This is a genomic window from Variovorax sp. 05N34, from assembly GCF_056397405.1.
Window position 1 is genome coordinate 176,825 of the sequence record NZ_JBFTNI010000003.1, and the last position, 15,523, is coordinate 192,347.

Here is a 15,523-nt window from a genome sequence, read left to right on the forward strand (position 1 = left end):
AAGCGCCCCTTCCAGGGTCCGCTTACCGGCTTTTTTCAGGTCTGCACGCGGTTCAACGCCCGATTCGTTCAGTTTCCGCTCAGGCACGCGTCGTACTCAATGTAACAATTACGTGTTACAAATCGAGCGCCGGAGGACGCATGCCAAATCTGATCCTGATGAAGGGTTCCGCCGCGACCAAACAGGTCGCCTTGCACCCGACCGAAACCACCATTGGCCGAGGATCAACCAACGACGTTGTGCTCGATTCCATGCACGTCAGCCGCAGACACGCCATCGTGACGATTTCCGGCTCGGTGGTCACGATCAACGATCTCGGAAGCCGCAACGGCCTGTTCGTCAACGGCATTCGTGTGGCATCCCACGCCTTGGCTGCCGGCGATGAAATCTCGATCGGCTCTTTCAAGCTGCGGTTCCTCGCCAGCGAGCATCATTTCTCGACAGACGCTTTACGTCTCATGACAACGCCCGAACTGCTCGCCGAATTCGACCGGACGCACGAGACCTCCCCGGCGCGGGTTTGATCGGCGCATCGATCGCGCCAACAAGCTCACGCTCCTTTCGCGCCGATCGATCTCCGGGCAAACCATGACAGGTCGCGCGCAATGGACGGCGAGGTGCGCCAGACAATCGGCGTCATGCGTCCTGGCCAGATCATCGTTCTTGCAACCCCGATCTTCTTCCTGCTGATCGGGATCGAGTTCTTCGTCGCCAGAAGGCGCGCCAGCCGCGGCACCGGCCCGGACGCCTACCGCCTTTCGGACACGATCAACAGCATCGGCCTGGGCATGCTGAGCCAGATCACTGCCGTGCTGACCGGACTGCTGCGCATCGGCATCTATACGGCGTGCTGGTCCGCCTTCGCGCTATTTCCGAAGGAAGACTTCTGGATGCAGTGGTACGGGTGGCTGCTGGCACTGGTCTTCTACGACTTCTGCTATTACTGGCTGCATCGCTTCGGCCATCGAAGCGCAGTGCTGTGGGCGGCGCACGTGGTGCATCACCAAAGCCAGCACTACAACCTGTCGACCGCCCTGCGCCAGACTTCCAGCGGAGCGCTGCTGGGTTGGATCTTCTATCTGCCGATGGCTGTCGCCGGCGTGCCGCCGCTGGTTTTCGGCGTGGTCGCACTGATTGACCTGCTTTATCAGTTCTGGGTCCACACGGAGCAGGTCGGGAAGTTGGGGTGGTTCGATCGATGGTTCTGCTCCCCATCGAACCATCGGGTGCACCATGCGGTGAATGACCGCTACGTCGATCGCAACTACGGTGGAGTGCTGATCATCTGGGATCGCCTGTTCGGGACCTTTCAGGAGGAAGACGAACGCTGCGTCTATGGCACTCGCAGCCCGCTTCAAAGCTGGGACCCGATCTGGGCCAATGCCGAGGTGTATTGGGCGCTGGCCCGCGACACCTGGCGCACGGGTCGCTGGAGCGACAAGGTGCGGCTCTGGCTCAAGCCACCGGGTTGGCGGCCGGCGGACCTTGCGGTGCTCGATCCCAAACCTGCTTTCGAGATCACCCGGGTACATCGCTACGAGCCGCCGGCGTCGCGTGGCGTGCAGGCTTTCGCCACTGCGCAGTTCGTTGCCCTGCTGGCGGGCACGACCATTTTCCTTTGGTATTCGGATGGGCTTGCGTTCGGCTCGGCAGTGGTATGGCTCGCGGCGCTGACTGCCGGCCTTTGGGCAACCGGCGCGGTGCTCCAAAGCCGCCTAACCGTAGTGGAGGTTCTCTTCGTCGATGCCGCCGCGCTGGCCACGGCAAGCGGCGCGCTGTCGATTGCAAGCCTGCATGTCGTCTTCAAGCCACTGGCGTTGATGATCCTCATCGCCTTTGCCTGGACGCGTGTGCGCGCAATGACCGCTCCTCGCGGCTTCTTGCTGCTGCTGGCCGGGCTCGTGGCCTCTTTGGCGGGCGACGTGTTGCTGATGTGGCCGCAGTTGTTCGTGCCAGGGCTCGTCTGCTTCTTGCTAGCACACCTTGCATACATCGCGCTCTTTGCAGTGGGCGTGGGCACGTTTCCGCGGCGCGGCGCGCTCGGCGCGACGCTTTCGGTCGGCGGGCTCATGTACGCGTTCCTGTGGTGGGGCGGGCTGCCGGCGGCCCTGCGCATACCGGTTGGAATGTATGTGCTGGTGATCGCCTGCATGGCAGCTCAGGCTCTGGGGCGTGCGGCCGTGCTGGGCGATACGCCCGCCCGGCACGTTGCGCTGGGGGCCTGTCTCTTCATGCTGAGCGACGCACTGCTGGCGACCAACCGCTTCGTGCATCCGTTGCCCGTCGCATCGCTGTGGGTGCTGGCCAGCTACTACGCGGCGCAGTGGCTGATTGCCGCCAAGGTCCGCCTGATGCGCACCGCAGCAACGCGCTGAGCCGCCGCTCGGCTCAATTGCCGAATATGTCGCCGTCGCGCTGTGGCGGAGCGACCCCCAGGTGCCGATAGGCTGCCAACGTGGCAATGCGCCCGCGCGGCGTGCGCTGCAGATAGCCTTGCTGGATCAGGTAGGGCTCGATCACGTCCTCGATCGTGCCGGACTCCTCGCCGATGCTCGCGGCGATGTTGTCGAGCCCGACCGGGCCGCCATCGAAGCGATGGATCACTGCCTCGAGCAGCTTGCGGTCCATCAGGTCGAAGCCCTGTGGATCGACGTCCAGCATGGCGAGCGCCTTGTGCGCCACGTCTGAAGTGATGCGGCCATCGCTCTTGACCTGCGCGTAGTCACGCACGCGGCGCAGCAGCCGATTGGCAATGCGCGGCGTGCCGCGCGATCGGCGGGCGATCTCGAGCCCGCCGGCATCGTCCATCGGCACCGCCAGGAGCCCCGCGCTTCGCCGCACGATGAGCGCCAGTTCGTCGGCGGTATAGAACTCCAGCCGTGCGACGATGCCGAAGCGATCGCGCAGCGGGTTGGTCAGCATGCCCGCACGTGTGGTCGCACCGACGAGCGTGAAGGGCTGCAGGTCGAGTTTGATGCTTCGCGCCGCCGGGCCCTCGCCGATCATGATGTCGATCTGGTAGTCCTCCAGCGCCGGGTAGAGGATCTCCTCAACGACAGGCGAGAGCCGATGGATCTCGTCGATGAACAGCACGTCGTTGCGCTCGAGGTTCGTCAGCAGCGCGGCGAGGTCCTTGGGCTTTTCAAGCACCGGCCCGGAAGTCTGGCGCAGGTTGACGCCAAGCTCGGCCGCGATGATGTGCGACAGCGTTGTCTTGCCCAGGCCTGGAGGGCCGAACAGCAGCACGTGGTCGAGTGCTTCGGCGCGATGGCGCGCTGCCCCGATGAAGATTTCAAGCTGTTCGCGGACTTTGGCTTGCCCGACGTATTCGTCAAGCAGCTTGGGTCGCAGCGCCCGCTCGATCGCCTCTTCATTGGGTGAGGCGGGTGCGGCGGACACCACGCGCTGTGGGGCCGGGGCGAAGTCGTCGGTCTGGATGGTCATCGGGCGATAGGCTGAGGGCGCAGTTTAGTCGGCCCTGCGGCAGAATGCGCCACCGGGAAAGGGGCGATGAGCCTGTCATGTGCAGATCATGAACGACAACGATCGCGCGCTGTGCGCCACCACTGCCGGACTTTTGCGCGCGAGCGGATCGCTTGCCATGTGGGGACTGGCGCTTTCGTTCATTGCTGGCCTGGTGCTCGCGCTGACCGGCCGCTCGCTGCCGTCGGTGGCGTGGGCCGCGTACGCGGTGGTCGCGCTGATCGGAATCCCTGAGCGCTACATGGCGCTTCGCCTTCGACTGGACGCCGAGGTGTTTGCGAGCCTTGCACGAGGCGCAATCAATTCGCTGGCCAATCTCGACGGCGGCCTCGAAAAACTCGGGCTCCGGCGCGCGGCCGACGTGTCGAGACCGCTGGCAGAGCGCATCGTGCTGGCCCGCCAACTGATGCAGCGGCACGGCATTGCGGTGACTGTGCAGACAGTGGCCTTTGCGATGGGCCTGGCTTTGCAGGACTGGCGCTGAGCCTGTCCGAAGCTACTTCGCCAGGGCCCTCAACGCCAGCTTGATCCCTTCGCCGACCGCCACGTCTTTCGGCAATGCCTTGAGCGACGCTGCGGCTTCCTTGTCGCTGTAGCCAAGCGCAATCAGCGCCTGGAGGATGTCGGCCTGCGAATCCGTGGCCGCGTGCGCAGGCAGTGCAATGTCTGCGCCGAGCTTGCCTTTCAACTCGAGCAAAAGACGTTCCGCGGTCTTCTTGCCGATGCCGGGAATCTTGACCAGACGACCGGCTTCCTGCAGCGTGATGGCCTGCGCCAGCTCGCTCACGCTCATGCCGCTCAGCACACCCAACGCGGTCCGCGGCCCCACACCGGAAATCTTGATGAGCTGGCGAAACGCCGCGCGTTCGGGCGCGGTGCCGAAGCCGTACAGGACCTGCGCATCCTCCCGCACCACGAAGTGCGTGAGCAACGACACGCGCTCGCCGGCCGTCGGCAGGTTGTAGAAGGTGCTCATGGGCACATCGACTTCATAGCCGACGCCGTTGCAGTCCACCACCACTTGGGGGGGATTGCGTTCGGCCAGGATGCCGGTGAGTTTGCCTATCATGGATGCCCTTTACGCTTTTGAAATGAAATCCGCGTGATTCTGCGACACACCTTCGCCCCGCCCAACAACACGCGCCTGGGACACCTCTGTGGCCCGCTGGACGCGAACCTGCGGCGCATGGAAGAGGCCCTCAACGTCAAGATCGCTCACCGGCACGAGCAGTTCAAGATCGACGGCCCAAAGGCCAACGCGGAGCGGGCGATGGACGTGCTTCAGGCGCTTTACGAAATCGCGCAGCGTCCGATCGATGCGGCCGTCGTGCAATTGACCCTCGCCGGCGACGGCTCGATGACGGAAGCCGAAGACGGCGCCCTGCTCCTCGCCACGCGGCGCGCGGACCTGCGCGCACGCACGCCCAACCAGAGCGTCTATCTTCAGAACATCGCGGACCACGACATCACGCTCGGCATCGGTCCGGCCGGAACCGGCAAAACCTACTTGGCGGTGGCCAGCGCCGTCGACGCGCTGGAACGCAGCGCCGTGCAGCGTATCGTCCTGACGCGGCCTGCGGTGGAGGCCGGCGAGCGGCTCGGCTTCCTGCCGGGCGACCTGACGCAGAAGGTCGACCCGTACCTGCGCCCTCTGTACGACGCGCTCTATGAGCTGATGGGGTTCGATCGCGTCCAGAAAGCCTTCGAGCGCAATGCGCTGGAAATTGCGCCGCTGGCCTTCATGCGGGGCCGCACGCTCAACAATGCCTTCGTGATCCTCGATGAAGCGCAGAACACCACGCCCGAGCAGATGAAGATGTTCCTCACGCGCATCGGATTTGGCGCCAAGGCGGTGGTGACTGGCGATGTCAGCCAGATCGACCTTCCGAAGGCGCAACTGAGCGGGCTGATCGACGCAGAGCGCGTGCTCAAGCGGGTCAATGGCATCGCCATCACGCACTTCACGAGCGCCGACGTCGTTCGGCATCCGTTGGTGGCGCGCATCGTCGATGCCTATGACAAGTCGCGCAAGACGCGCGCTGCGAGCTGACGTGGCGCTCGCCAGCTTGTCGCTGTCCTTGCAATTCGGGAAATTCAAGGGCGTGGATCGACATCGCACCGCCCTTCCCCGCCACAGCGTAGCGCGCTGGATCCGCCACGCGCTGGACGTGGACGGCGAGATCACCATCCGGATCGTCGACGCGGACGAAGGCCAGCGACTCAACCGCGAGTTTCGGGGCAAGGACTACGCCACGAACGTGCTCACCTTCGATTACACGCAGACGCCGGTCGTGATGGCCGACCTGGTGTTGTGTGCACCCGTGGTCGCACGCGAAGCCAAGGAGCAGCGCAAGACCTTGGCAGCGCACTATGCGCACCTGCTGGTACACGGCACCTTGCACGCGCAAGGTTGGGATCACGAAACGAGCGACGAAGACGCCGAAGCGATGGAGGCCCGCGAAATCGAGATCCTCGCTGGGCTTGGCATCAGGAATCCCTACTGACCGGCGCCCCAGGTTCCCTCAAGGTCAAGGGGACATCTGCAGCGGAATGGTCACTGGGCCATCGTTCAGAAGGTGTACCTTCATGTCGGCACCGAATTCACCCGTTTGGACGACCGGATGTGCAGCGCGCGCCTGCGCTACGAAGTAGTCGTAGAGACGCCGGCCTTCGTCGGGTGCTGCCGCTTGAGTGAAGCTCGGGCGATTTCCGCCGCTGACGTCGGCCGCAAGCGTGAACTGGCTCACCACGAGCAATCCTCCGCCGACGTCCTGGACGCTGAGATTCATCTTGCCGGCGGGGTCCGAGAAGATGCGCAGCTTGAGGATCTTCGCCAGCATGCGATCGGCCTGTGCGTCGCCGTCGCCGCGTTCGGCGCATAGCAGGACAAGCAGACCCGCATCGATCGAGCCCGCAATGCGGCCGTCGATTTCGACGCGGGCATCAGCCACGCGTTGCAGCAGTGCCTTCATGAAGCCTGGTCCTTTTGGGTTGCGCGCGCTTCCATCCCCAGCGGAAGCAGTTGGATGGTCACTCTCAGACCCGGTATGGCATCCATGAGCGCCTGCTCGAGTGCGTCGCGCAGGGCTGCGGCGCGTTGGAGCGGCCATGCCCCAGGCACATGCATGTGCAAGTCGGCGAAGCGCCTCTGGCCCGCTCGTCGGGTGACGATGTCGTCGAAGCGAAGCTGTGCGCCTTCGGGCACGGTTGCCGCGAAGCGTTCGAGCGTGGCCTTCAATTGGGCCTGGTCCCCGGGATCGAGCGCCTCGTCCATCAGACCCTGCGACGATCGCCAGACGAGCTTCACACCTTCTCGCCCGATGTTGAGCGCCACGCCGATGGCAAGCAGGGGGTCCAGCCACAACCATCCGGTCAGCGCGACGGCTGCGACGCCCACCAGCACCGCGCCCGAGGTCCACACGTCGCTCAGCAGATGCCTTGCGTCCGCTTCCAGCGCGATCGAACGATGTGTTTGCGCGGCCCTGAACAGCACCCATGCCAATGCGCCGTTGAATACCGAACTCAGGACCGAGAGCGCCAAGCCCCAGCCGACCTGTTCGAGCGGCTGTGGCGAAAGCAGCCGCACGAGGGCCGCCCAGATGATGGCGACGGCCGCGCCGATGATCAGAATGCCTTCGAAGCCAGACGAAAAATACTCCGCCTTGTGATGCCCGTACGGGTGATCTTCATCGGCGGGCCGTGCCGCGATCGTGACCATGGCCAGCGCAAAGGTCGCGCTCGCAAGATTCACGAAGGACTCCATGGCGTCCGAGATGAGCCCCATGGAATTGGTGATGTACGCCGCCCAACCTTTCAGGAGAATGGTGACGACCGCCACGGCGACCGAGACGCCGAGGAGGGTCCGCGGGCTCAATGCGGCAAGCTTCAGGAGATGCGGGTTCGATGACAAGAACGAGTGCCGGGAAGAGGCTGAAGAGGCTGAAAACCGCGGCCGATCTTGGGGCGCCCTTGCAATCCTGCTCGGGCAAATACTCGCGTAGTATCTGCGCGCGTACACGAATCAAAGCGAAATCATACGTGATCAAAAGTCTCGCCATGGGCCTGTGCGGCCTCACTTTTTCCTGTGCGGGCGTTGGCGTACACGCGCAGTCTTCCCCGACCCAATCTTCCGCCATGACCACGCCGAGCCCGGCCGCGATCGATGCGCACGCGGGCATCATGAAGACGGTGCGCGGCGACGTCCACTTGCTGAGCGCCAATGGATCGTCGCGGACCGCAAGCGCGGGCGACCTCCTGGCCCCCATCGATCGAGTGGTCACCGGAGTCGATTCCGGCGCGAGCGTGGTTTTGCGCGACGGCACCAAGATGGTTGTCGGGCCCTCTTCTCGCCTGGACGTCAAGGAGTTCCATTTTGATGCAACCACGCAGGAGGGCGGCATGCTGGTCTCGCTGTTGCGGGGTTCGCTGCGCATGATCACAGGCCTGATTGGGAAGGCGCATCCGGACGCGGTGCGGGTCGAGACGCCCACTGCCGTGATCGGCATCCGTGGGACGGACTTCATCGTCGAAGCGGACGCTCAACCGTGATGATCAGTCGCTTTTCATCGATCGTGGCGATTGCGCTGTCAGCGCTGATGGCCGCCTGCTCGACCCCCGGCACCCGTGTCGTACTGCTGCCGCAAGGGGACGGGAAGCCTTCCGCCGTCGTCGTCAGTACCGAGGACGGCGAAGAAACACTTTCCAAGCCGTACCAGCGAGCAACGGCAGCCGCTGGGGCACGAGGCGCGCCGGTGGTCGACGAAGCCGATCCCGCCCAAGTCAAGTCCAGGAACAAGGAACTGTTCGATCTCATGCCGCCGCCGATGCAGCGCTATACGGTCTATTTCGAGCCAGGCGAGACGGTACTTACCGCACAGTCGCAAGCGGTCATGAACGAGGCGCTCACTGCCGCCTTGGCGCGAAGCGGAGGCGAGATCGTCGTGACGGGCCACACCGACACGATCGGAACCGTAGCGCGCAACGACGAACTGTCTCGCAATCGGGCCGCCCAGATTCGACAGATCCTCCTGGAGCGCGGATTCCCGTCGGCCCGCATCGAAGCCGTCGGACGGGGTGAACGCGAACTCGCGGTCCAGACCCAGGACGAGGTCGATGAATCACGCAACCGCCGCGTGACCATCGAAGTCCGCTGATCAGGTCAGGTTGATGCGCGCGAACTTGCGCTTGCCGACTTGCACGACGTAACTGCCTGCGTTCAGCTTCAAGGCCTTGTCGCTGACGACACTTGAATCGACACGCACGCCGCCACCATCGATCAGGCGGTTGCCCTCGGACGTCGACGACGCAAGACCGGTCTGCTTCAGCAACTGCGCAATCCCCAGTGGAGCCCCGCTCAAGGCAACTTCTGGGATTTGCTCGGGCACGCCGCCCTTGCTGCGGTTGATGAAGTCCTGCTCGGCGGCCTCAGCCAAAGCTGCGCTGTGAAAGCGCGCGGTAATTTCCTTGGCCAGGGCAACCTTGGCGTCCTTCGGATTGCGGCCTGCCTCGACTTCGGTCTTGAGGGCTGCGATCTCGGCCAATGATCTGAAGCTCAGCAGCGTGTACCAGCGCCACATGAGCGTGTCGGAAATGGACAGCACCTTGGCGAACATCGTGTTCGGTTCCTCGCTGATCCCGATGTAGTTGTTCTTGCTCTTCGACATCTTCTCGATGCCGTCCAGCCCCTCCAGCAGTGGCATAGTGAGTATGCACTGCGGCTCCTGACCATATTCCTGCTGGAGATGCCGGCCGACCAGGAGGTTGAACTTCTGGTCCGTGCCCCCCAGTTCGAGATCGGACTTGAGCGCCACCGAGTCGTAGCCCTGCATCAGCGGATAGAGGAACTCATGGACCGAAATGGATTGGCCGGCCTTGAAGCGCTTGCTGAAATCGTCGCGCTCCATCATTCGCGCCACGGTGTATTTGGCGGCCAGCTGGATCATCCCGCGTGCGCCCAGAGGATCGCTCCACTCGGAGTTGTAGCGAATTTCGGTCCTGGCCGGGTCGAGTACGAGGCTGGCTTGACGATAGTAGGTCTGGGCGTTGGCTTCGATCTGCTCGCGCGTCAGGGGCGGACGCGTACTGTTGCGGCCCGACGGATCGCCAATGGTGGTCGTGAAGTCGCCGATCAGGAAAATCACCGTATGACCGAGATCCTGCAGCTGACGCATCTTGTTCAGCACCACTGTGTGGCCGATGTGTATGTCCGGCGCCGTAGGGTCCAGGCCCAGCTTGATGCGCAACGGCGTGCCCGTCGCCTCCGAGCGCTGGAGCTTTCGCACCCATTCGTCCTGGGGGAGCAGTTCGTCGGTTCCGCGAAGTGAAATCTCGAGGGCTCGTCCTACGCCTTCAGAGAGATTTACGCTTGTAACAGCAGGGGTGTTCATGTGCTAAACGGGCAGTTTTTTCTATAGCCGAAGCTATACTCAGCCCGACTTTCTCAAGCGCCGAATTCTAAGCGGCGCTTTTTTGCCGCACCGTCCTGCCGCCCGTTCGACACGGCCTCCGCAGCACGGATTTGCTGAACCTGAGCTGGAATTCGAAGTTTTGATCAACGGCATACTTGCCGCCGAGGAGCTGATTGCTTCGCGCGTGGCTTACACATTCCGGACGTATCCAAAGCAGATCACGGCTGCAATTGCCGCGCTGCTCCTGTCCGCGGGTGGCGGTGCCTATGCTGTCGCCTCGTTGGGCCCCGACGCATCCAAGATACCTGTCAAGCAAGTATTCGAGGCGGTGACGCCTCTTTCTTTTGCCGAGCAAACGAAGGCCCTGGACAGTCATAGTTTCACGCTGTTCCGCACAGAGATCACCCGCTCGAGCGATACCGCAGAAGCCCTGCTCCAGCGCCTCGGCATTGCCGACACATCGGCTGCAGCATTCGTCCGCGCCAACCCCGAAGCCCGCGCCGCCTTGTTGAGCCGCCCGGGCCGCACGGTGACCGCGGAAGCCACACAAGAAAATGCGCTCGAGAAACTCAGCGCTCGCTGGATTCCGGGCAGTGACGGTGGCTTCAAAAAGCTCGTCATCGAGAAGACACCTGCGGGATTCACGGCACGCACCGAGTCCGACACCCTGACCCCCGGAACGCGGCTCGCAAGCGGCATGGTGCGCACCTCCCTCTTCGCGGCGACGGACGACGCAGGAATCCCCGATTCCGTGGCAAGCCAGCTGGCCGACATCTTCTCCGGCGACGTCGATTTCCGATCGCTGCGCAAGGGTGACCGCTTCGCCATCGTCTATGAGACTTTCGAAGCCGACGGCCAGACATTGCGCAACGGTCGAGTTCTCTCGGCCGAGTTCGAGAGCAACGGCAAGCTTTACCAGGCTCTCTGGTATCAGGAACCGGGTCAGAAGGGTGGCTATTACCGCCCCAACGGCGACAGCCTCCGGCGCGCGTATCTTTCCTCGCCTGTGGAGTTTTCGAGAGTGTCCAGCGGCTTTGCGATGCGGCTGCACCCCATCCTGAATTCCTGGCGCCAACACCACGGTATCGACTTCGCCGCGCCCAGCGGCACGCCTGTCCGCGCAGTGGGCGACGGCACCGTCGAATTCGCCGGCCAGCAAAGCGGATACGGGAACATCGTGATCCTCAAGCACCGCAGCGACCAGGAAACCGCGTACGCGCACCTGAGCCGCATTGACGTCAAGGTCGGGCAAAGCGTCAGCCAGAGCCAGACCCTGGGCGCCGTGGGCTCCACCGGCTGGGCCACGGGGCCGCATCTTCACTTCGAATTCCGGGTGAACGGCGAGTACCAGGACCCATCCACGATCGCCCAACAAGGCGGCGGCATGCCCATCGCGGCTTCGTCGCGACGCGCGTTCGAGCGTCTTGCCACCGCGACCCAGGCCGAACTCTCGGCCGCCTTCTCGGTGGTCCAGGCCAGCGCCGACTGAACACGGCTCGGCCGCTCGACCGCCCCATCAAATGGCTGAACTCTTCATCGGCCTGATGTCTGGCACTTCGCTGGACGGAGTCGACGGTGTCCTGGCCGATTTCTCCGAAGGCCGAATCACGGTGCACGGGTACGCTGCCGCGCCATTTCCCGTGGGCTTGCGCGCCGAACTGATGGCGCTCAATACGCCCGGCGGAGACAACGAGCTTCATCGCGCCGCACTCGCTGGCAACGGATTGGCTCGCGTCTACGCAGGCGTCGTGCGGGAGTTGCTGACGGATGCCGAACTTTCTTCCGATGCCGTGACGGCCATCGGCGCCCATGGACAGACGGTTCGGCACCGGCCCGGGGAGTTCGATGAGGTCGGCTACACCCTGCAGATCAACAATCCGTCCTTGCTGGCTGAGCTGACGGGCATCTCCGTCGTCGCGGACTTCCGCAGCCGGGACCTTGCTGCCGGCGGGCAAGGCGCCCCCTTGGTGCCCGCCTTTCACCGGGCGCTGTTCGCCCGCAGCGACTTGACTGTCGCTGTACTGAATATCGGGGGGATCTCCAATCTCAGTGTCCTCCCGCCGGGCGCTGGCACGGTGCTGGGATTCGACTGCGGTCCAGGCAACGCCCTGATCGATCACTGGTGCCAAACCCATATCGGGCAGCCGTTCGATGCCGCAGGCCAATGGGCGGCGAGCGGGAAGGTGCTGCCGCAACTTCTCGAGCGCCTTTTCGCCGATCCCTACTTCGCCAAGGCACCTCCGAAGAGCACCGGACGGGACCTGTTCAATCCCGATTGGCTGGCGTCCCGACTTGGCGGCACGTCGACGGCGAATCCTGCGGACGTCCAGGCGACGCTGACGGAACTGACCGCACGCGCATGCGTGGAGCATCTGCAACGCCACGGGGCCGACAGCCAGTTGTTGATCGTCTGCGGCGGCGGTGCCCTGAACCATCATCTGCTCGCCCGGCTCAGGACGCTGCTGCCGAAGGTGGAAGTGGTGTCGTCCGCAGAGCGCGGGCTGCCTCCGCAGGAGGTTGAAGCGGCGGCCTTTGCATGGCTGGCACGCAGCACATTACGAGGCGAAGCTGGAAACCTTGCCAGCGTGACTGGTGCGCGCGGCGCGCGCGTCCTTGGCGCGATCTACCCGGCCTGACCTTGACGCGCGACGACTTCAGCCCTGTCCGGAAACTTCGGGCTGCGCCGGCTGAACCGCTCGCGCTTCCGGCGGAAGATTCCAGAAGATCAGTGCCGAAGCCAAAGTGACCAGTCCCATGCTGGCGAACGTGGCTTCGAACGCATGCAGTGTTGCGAGCGGCGTCGCACTGCCGAACATGCCGCTGTAGCCCGACAGGACCGCACTGGCGGCGGCCACGCCCATGCTCATCGCCAGCATCTGCACCATGGACAAGAGACTGTTGCCGGCGCTGGCCATGCTTCCGTCCAGATCCTTGAGCGTGATGGTGTTCATGGCCGTGAACTGCAGTGAATTGACTGCTCCGAACGCAATCAATTGAAAGATGTGGAGCGCAACCGGCTGATTCGGCGTCGCAAGGCCGAAGCTCGCCATCGTGAGGCCCACGAGCGACGTGTTGACGACCAGAACGGTCCGGTAGCCATAGCGCGTGATCAGCGGCGTCGCGAACCGCTTCATCGCCATGCCGGCAAGCGCGATTGGCAGCATCATGAGCCCGGCCCCCAAGGGTGAATAGCCCATCGACACCTGGAGCAGCAGCGGGATCAGAAACGGCATGCAGCCACTGCCCAGACGCGAAAAAAGGTTGCCCAGCAAACCGATGCTGAGCGTCGGAATGCCGAACAGAGCCGGCTCGAACAGCGGATATGGACGCCGCACAGCATGCAGCCAATAGGCGGTGATGCTCGCGAATCCGAACACCAGAAGCACCAGCACCCCCACCTGTCGCAATCCGAGGCCGGACACTCCATCGATCGCAAGCGAAATCGCGACCATGCCAAAAGCCAGGAGCGCGTAACCGACCATGTCAAAACGGCGCCGATCGGCCGCACGGAGGTCCGGCATGACCCGCACCGTCGCAAAACACCCGATCAGGCCCACAGGAACGTTGATGAGGAAAATCCAGTGCCATGACGCGTATTGCACGAGCCAGCCGCCCAAGGTTGGCCCCAGGAGCGGGCCGATGAGGCCAGGGATCGCCACGAAGCTCATGGCCGCCAGGAATTGCGCGCGGGGCACGGATCGAAGCAATGCCAATCGCCCCACAGGCAGCAGGAGCGCACCCCCCATCCCCTGAACCACGCGTGAAGCCACCAGTTGCGCAATGTCGCGCGAAAAGGCGCATAGCACCGAGCCCGCGACGAACAGCACGATCGCGAAAAAGAAAATCCGCCGCGTTCCAAAGCGATCCGCCAGCCAACCCGAAGCGGGAATCAACATGGCCATCGTGAGCGCGTAGGCCACTACCACGGACTGCATGCGCAACGGACTTTCCCCAAGGCTGGCCGCCATGGCCGGCAGCGCAGTGTTGATGATGGTGGCATCGAGCGTCTGCATGAAAAAGCCGATGGCCACCAGCCAAAGCAGGCTCTTGGGCGGGGATTCCGATGCGGTCATTGGCCTACGGAAGGACAGGCAGCAAAAAGCCGCCTGAAGGCGGCTTTGAGAAAGTTGCTGAAGTTCCGGTCACATGTCCGGTCACTTGGTCAAGCAGTGAAGCTCGATCCGCAGCCGCAAGTGCTGGTGGCATTCGGATTCTTGATGACGAATTGCGCACCCTGGAGATCTTCCTTGTAGTCGATCTCGGCGCCCACGAGGTACTGGTAGCTCATCGCGTCGATCAGCAAGGACACCCCGTTCTTGGTCATCGTGGTGTCGTCTTCGTTCGTGATTTCGTCGAATGTGAAGCCATACTGGAAGCCGGAACAACCCCCGCCTTGCACGAACACGCGCAGCTTGAGGTCGGGATTGCCTTCTTCGGCGATCAGGTCGGCAACCTTGGCAGCCGCGCTATCAGTGAAGACGATCGGCTCAGGCATCTGGGTTTGAATATTTTCTGCAACGGCGCTCATTTGAGAGGACTCCTATGGGGCCGAACACGCGGCCGATCGGTGGATGCTACTTCAACCAATAAAAAACCGCCCGAAGGCGGTTTTTTGACTGTTCGGGCAACAAGCCCAAAAGCGCTGTGGTTTAACGCTTGGAGAACTGCTTGCGGCGGCGTGCGGAATGCAGACCGACCTTCTTGCGTTCCACTTCGCGCGCGTCACGCGTCACGAAGCCAGCTTGGCTCAGCGCCGGCTTGAGCGACGCGTCGTAGTCGATCAGGGCGCGGGTGATGCCATGGCGCGTCGCGCCAGCTTGGCCCGACTCACCGCCGCCAGCCACATTGACCATGATGTCGAAGGTTTCGACATTGTTCGTCAAGAAGAGGGGTTGCTTGGCGATCATGATCGAGGTTTCGCGGCCAAAGAACTCTTGGATGTCCTTGCCGTTGACCGTGATCTTGCCGCTGCCTTTTTTCAGAAACACACGGGCGACGCTCGATTTGCGACGGCCGGTGCCATTGTTCCATTCACCAATCATTCTCAAGGCTCCTTACAGTTCCAGCACTTTGGGCTGTTGGGCGGTATGCGGGTGCTCTGCGCCACCGTACACCTTGAGTTTCTTGATCATCGCGTAGCCGAGGGGGCCCTTGGGCAGCATGCCCTTGACGGCCTTTTCCAGGGCGCGGCCAGGGTGCTTGGCTTGCATGTCGCGGAAGTTGGTGGCCGTGATGCCGCCCGGGTAGCCCGAGTGGCGGTAGTACACCTTGTCGAGCGGCTTGGCGCCGGTGACACGCAGCTGGGCTGCATTGATGATGACGATGAAGTCGCCGGTATCGACGTGAGGCGTGTAAATGGCCTTGTGTTTGCCGCGCAAACGGAGAGCAACTTCGCTGGCTACTCGTCCGAGGACCTTGTCGGTCGCGTCAATCACAAACCACTCGTGCGTCACGTCAGCGGGCTTCGCGCTGAACGTTTTGGTCATGAGTTTCTCTTTGAAGAGGGTTTGGCAGGCCCTTTTCCACGGTCGGTGTTCCTCTGGTGGGAATCTCTTAGGTGGGGAGTTTCGCCTTCGCCGCGGGGCCACAAAACGCTGCGAAGCCCGCGATTATATGAAATATTGCTGTCAAGC

Annotated in this window: 18 protein-coding genes; 9 read left to right on the forward strand and 9 right to left on the reverse strand. The window is 63.2% G+C overall.

The window, feature by feature from the left end:
• Positions 1-140: 140 nt before the first annotated feature.
• Together AC1DMA_RS09855 and AC1DMA_RS09860 are read left to right on the forward strand one after the other, a co-directional pair.
• Positions 141-524, forward strand: coding sequence for an FHA domain-containing protein (locus AC1DMA_RS09855; protein WP_478124879.1), 384 nt, complete (start codon positions 141-143; stop codon positions 522-524).
• A gap of 114 nt (positions 525-638) precedes the next feature.
• A complete protein-coding gene (locus AC1DMA_RS09860; protein WP_478144296.1) occupies positions 639-2,375 on the forward strand; it encodes a lysoplasmalogenase family protein in 1,737 nt (578 codons plus the stop codon).
• Between the two features lie 13 nt (positions 2,376-2,388).
• Here AC1DMA_RS09860 and ruvB read toward each other — a convergent pair whose 3' ends face one another.
• Positions 2,389-3,444, reverse strand: a complete 1,056-nt coding sequence (ruvB, locus tag AC1DMA_RS09865) for a Holliday junction branch migration DNA helicase RuvB (protein WP_478144073.1) — start codon at positions 3,442-3,444, stop codon at positions 2,389-2,391.
• Between the two features lie 88 nt (positions 3,445-3,532).
• Between ruvB and AC1DMA_RS09870 the strand changes: the two genes are divergently transcribed.
• Positions 3,533-3,967 (forward strand): hypothetical protein, encoded by a 435-nt coding sequence (locus AC1DMA_RS09870; protein ID WP_478124881.1) that lies wholly within the window; start codon positions 3,533-3,535, stop codon positions 3,965-3,967.
• A gap of 12 nt (positions 3,968-3,979) precedes the next feature.
• Here the strand turns inward: AC1DMA_RS09870 and ruvA are convergent, their stop codons facing one another.
• Positions 3,980-4,552: a Holliday junction branch migration protein RuvA gene (gene ruvA, locus AC1DMA_RS09875; protein WP_478124882.1), complete on the reverse strand. Its 573-nt coding sequence runs from the start codon at positions 4,550-4,552 to the stop codon at positions 3,980-3,982.
• Between the two features lie 33 nt (positions 4,553-4,585).
• On the opposite strand from ruvA, the gene AC1DMA_RS09880 reads away from it, so the two are divergent.
• Both AC1DMA_RS09880 and ybeY read left to right on the forward strand, forming a co-directional pair.
• The gene (locus AC1DMA_RS09880) at positions 4,586-5,533 is read left to right on the forward strand and encodes a PhoH family protein (RefSeq protein ID WP_478124883.1); all 948 of its coding nucleotides are present in this window, start codon (positions 4,586-4,588) and stop codon (positions 5,531-5,533) included.
• 1 nt (position 5,534) lies between these two features.
• Positions 5,535-5,987 carry an rRNA maturation RNase YbeY gene (gene ybeY, locus AC1DMA_RS09885; RefSeq protein ID WP_478124884.1) on the forward strand — a complete coding sequence of 151 codons (453 nt, stop codon included), beginning with the start codon at positions 5,535-5,537 and terminating at the stop codon, positions 5,985-5,987.
• Between the two features lie 24 nt (positions 5,988-6,011).
• On the opposite strand, the gene dtd is transcribed toward ybeY, so the two are convergent.
• Both dtd and AC1DMA_RS09895 read right to left on the reverse strand, forming a co-directional pair.
• Complete coding sequence (gene dtd, locus AC1DMA_RS09890) at positions 6,012-6,455, reverse strand: D-aminoacyl-tRNA deacylase (RefSeq protein ID WP_478144074.1); 444 nt, start codon at positions 6,453-6,455, stop codon at positions 6,012-6,014.
• Positions 6,452-7,357, reverse strand: a complete 906-nt coding sequence (locus AC1DMA_RS09895) for a cation diffusion facilitator family transporter (RefSeq protein WP_478144075.1) — start codon at positions 7,355-7,357, stop codon at positions 6,452-6,454. Before AC1DMA_RS09895 ends, dtd begins: the two co-directional genes overlap by 4 nt.
• A gap of 260 nt (positions 7,358-7,617) precedes the next feature.
• Between AC1DMA_RS09895 and AC1DMA_RS09900 the strand changes: the two genes are divergently transcribed.
• Positions 7,618-8,031 (forward strand): FecR family protein, encoded by a 414-nt coding sequence (locus tag AC1DMA_RS09900; RefSeq protein WP_478124887.1) that lies wholly within the window; start codon positions 7,618-7,620, stop codon positions 8,029-8,031.
• Complete coding sequence (locus tag AC1DMA_RS09905) at positions 8,031-8,636, forward strand: OmpA family protein (RefSeq protein ID WP_478144297.1); 606 nt, start codon at positions 8,031-8,033, stop codon at positions 8,634-8,636. Before AC1DMA_RS09900 ends, AC1DMA_RS09905 begins: the two co-directional genes overlap by 1 nt.
• On the opposite strand, the gene tyrS is transcribed toward AC1DMA_RS09905, so the two are convergent.
• Positions 8,637-9,869, reverse strand: a complete 1,233-nt coding sequence (gene tyrS, locus AC1DMA_RS09910) for a tyrosine--tRNA ligase (protein WP_478144076.1) — start codon at positions 9,867-9,869, stop codon at positions 8,637-8,639. It abuts the gene before it with no gap.
• Positions 9,870-10,029: 160 nt separating this feature from the next.
• Between tyrS and AC1DMA_RS09915 the strand changes: the two genes are divergently transcribed.
• A complete protein-coding gene (locus tag AC1DMA_RS09915) occupies positions 10,030-11,379 on the forward strand; it encodes a peptidoglycan DD-metalloendopeptidase family protein (protein WP_478124889.1) in 1,350 nt (449 codons plus the stop codon).
• A gap of 31 nt (positions 11,380-11,410) precedes the next feature.
• On the forward strand, positions 11,411-12,526 hold the full coding sequence (locus AC1DMA_RS09920) for an anhydro-N-acetylmuramic acid kinase (RefSeq protein WP_478144077.1): 1,116 nt from the start codon (positions 11,411-11,413) through the stop codon (positions 12,524-12,526).
• A gap of 18 nt (positions 12,527-12,544) precedes the next feature.
• Here the strand turns inward: AC1DMA_RS09920 and mdtD are convergent, their stop codons facing one another.
• The 4 genes from mdtD to rplM form a co-directional block, all read right to left on the reverse strand.
• Complete coding sequence (gene mdtD / locus AC1DMA_RS09925; protein WP_478144078.1) at positions 12,545-13,963, reverse strand: multidrug transporter subunit MdtD; 1,419 nt, start codon at positions 13,961-13,963, stop codon at positions 12,545-12,547.
• Positions 13,964-14,052: 89 nt separating this feature from the next.
• Positions 14,053-14,418, reverse strand: coding sequence for an iron-sulfur cluster insertion protein ErpA (gene erpA, locus AC1DMA_RS09930; RefSeq protein ID WP_307699061.1), 366 nt, complete (start codon positions 14,416-14,418; stop codon positions 14,053-14,055).
• Positions 14,419-14,539: 121 nt separating this feature from the next.
• Positions 14,540-14,932 carry a 30S ribosomal protein S9 gene (gene rpsI, locus AC1DMA_RS09935; protein ID WP_478124892.1) on the reverse strand — a complete coding sequence of 131 codons (393 nt, stop codon included), beginning with the start codon at positions 14,930-14,932 and terminating at the stop codon, positions 14,540-14,542.
• A gap of 12 nt (positions 14,933-14,944) precedes the next feature.
• Positions 14,945-15,376 (reverse strand): 50S ribosomal protein L13, encoded by a 432-nt coding sequence (gene rplM / locus AC1DMA_RS09940; RefSeq protein ID WP_028249522.1) that lies wholly within the window; start codon positions 15,374-15,376, stop codon positions 14,945-14,947.
• Positions 15,377-15,523: the final 147 nt, after the last annotated feature.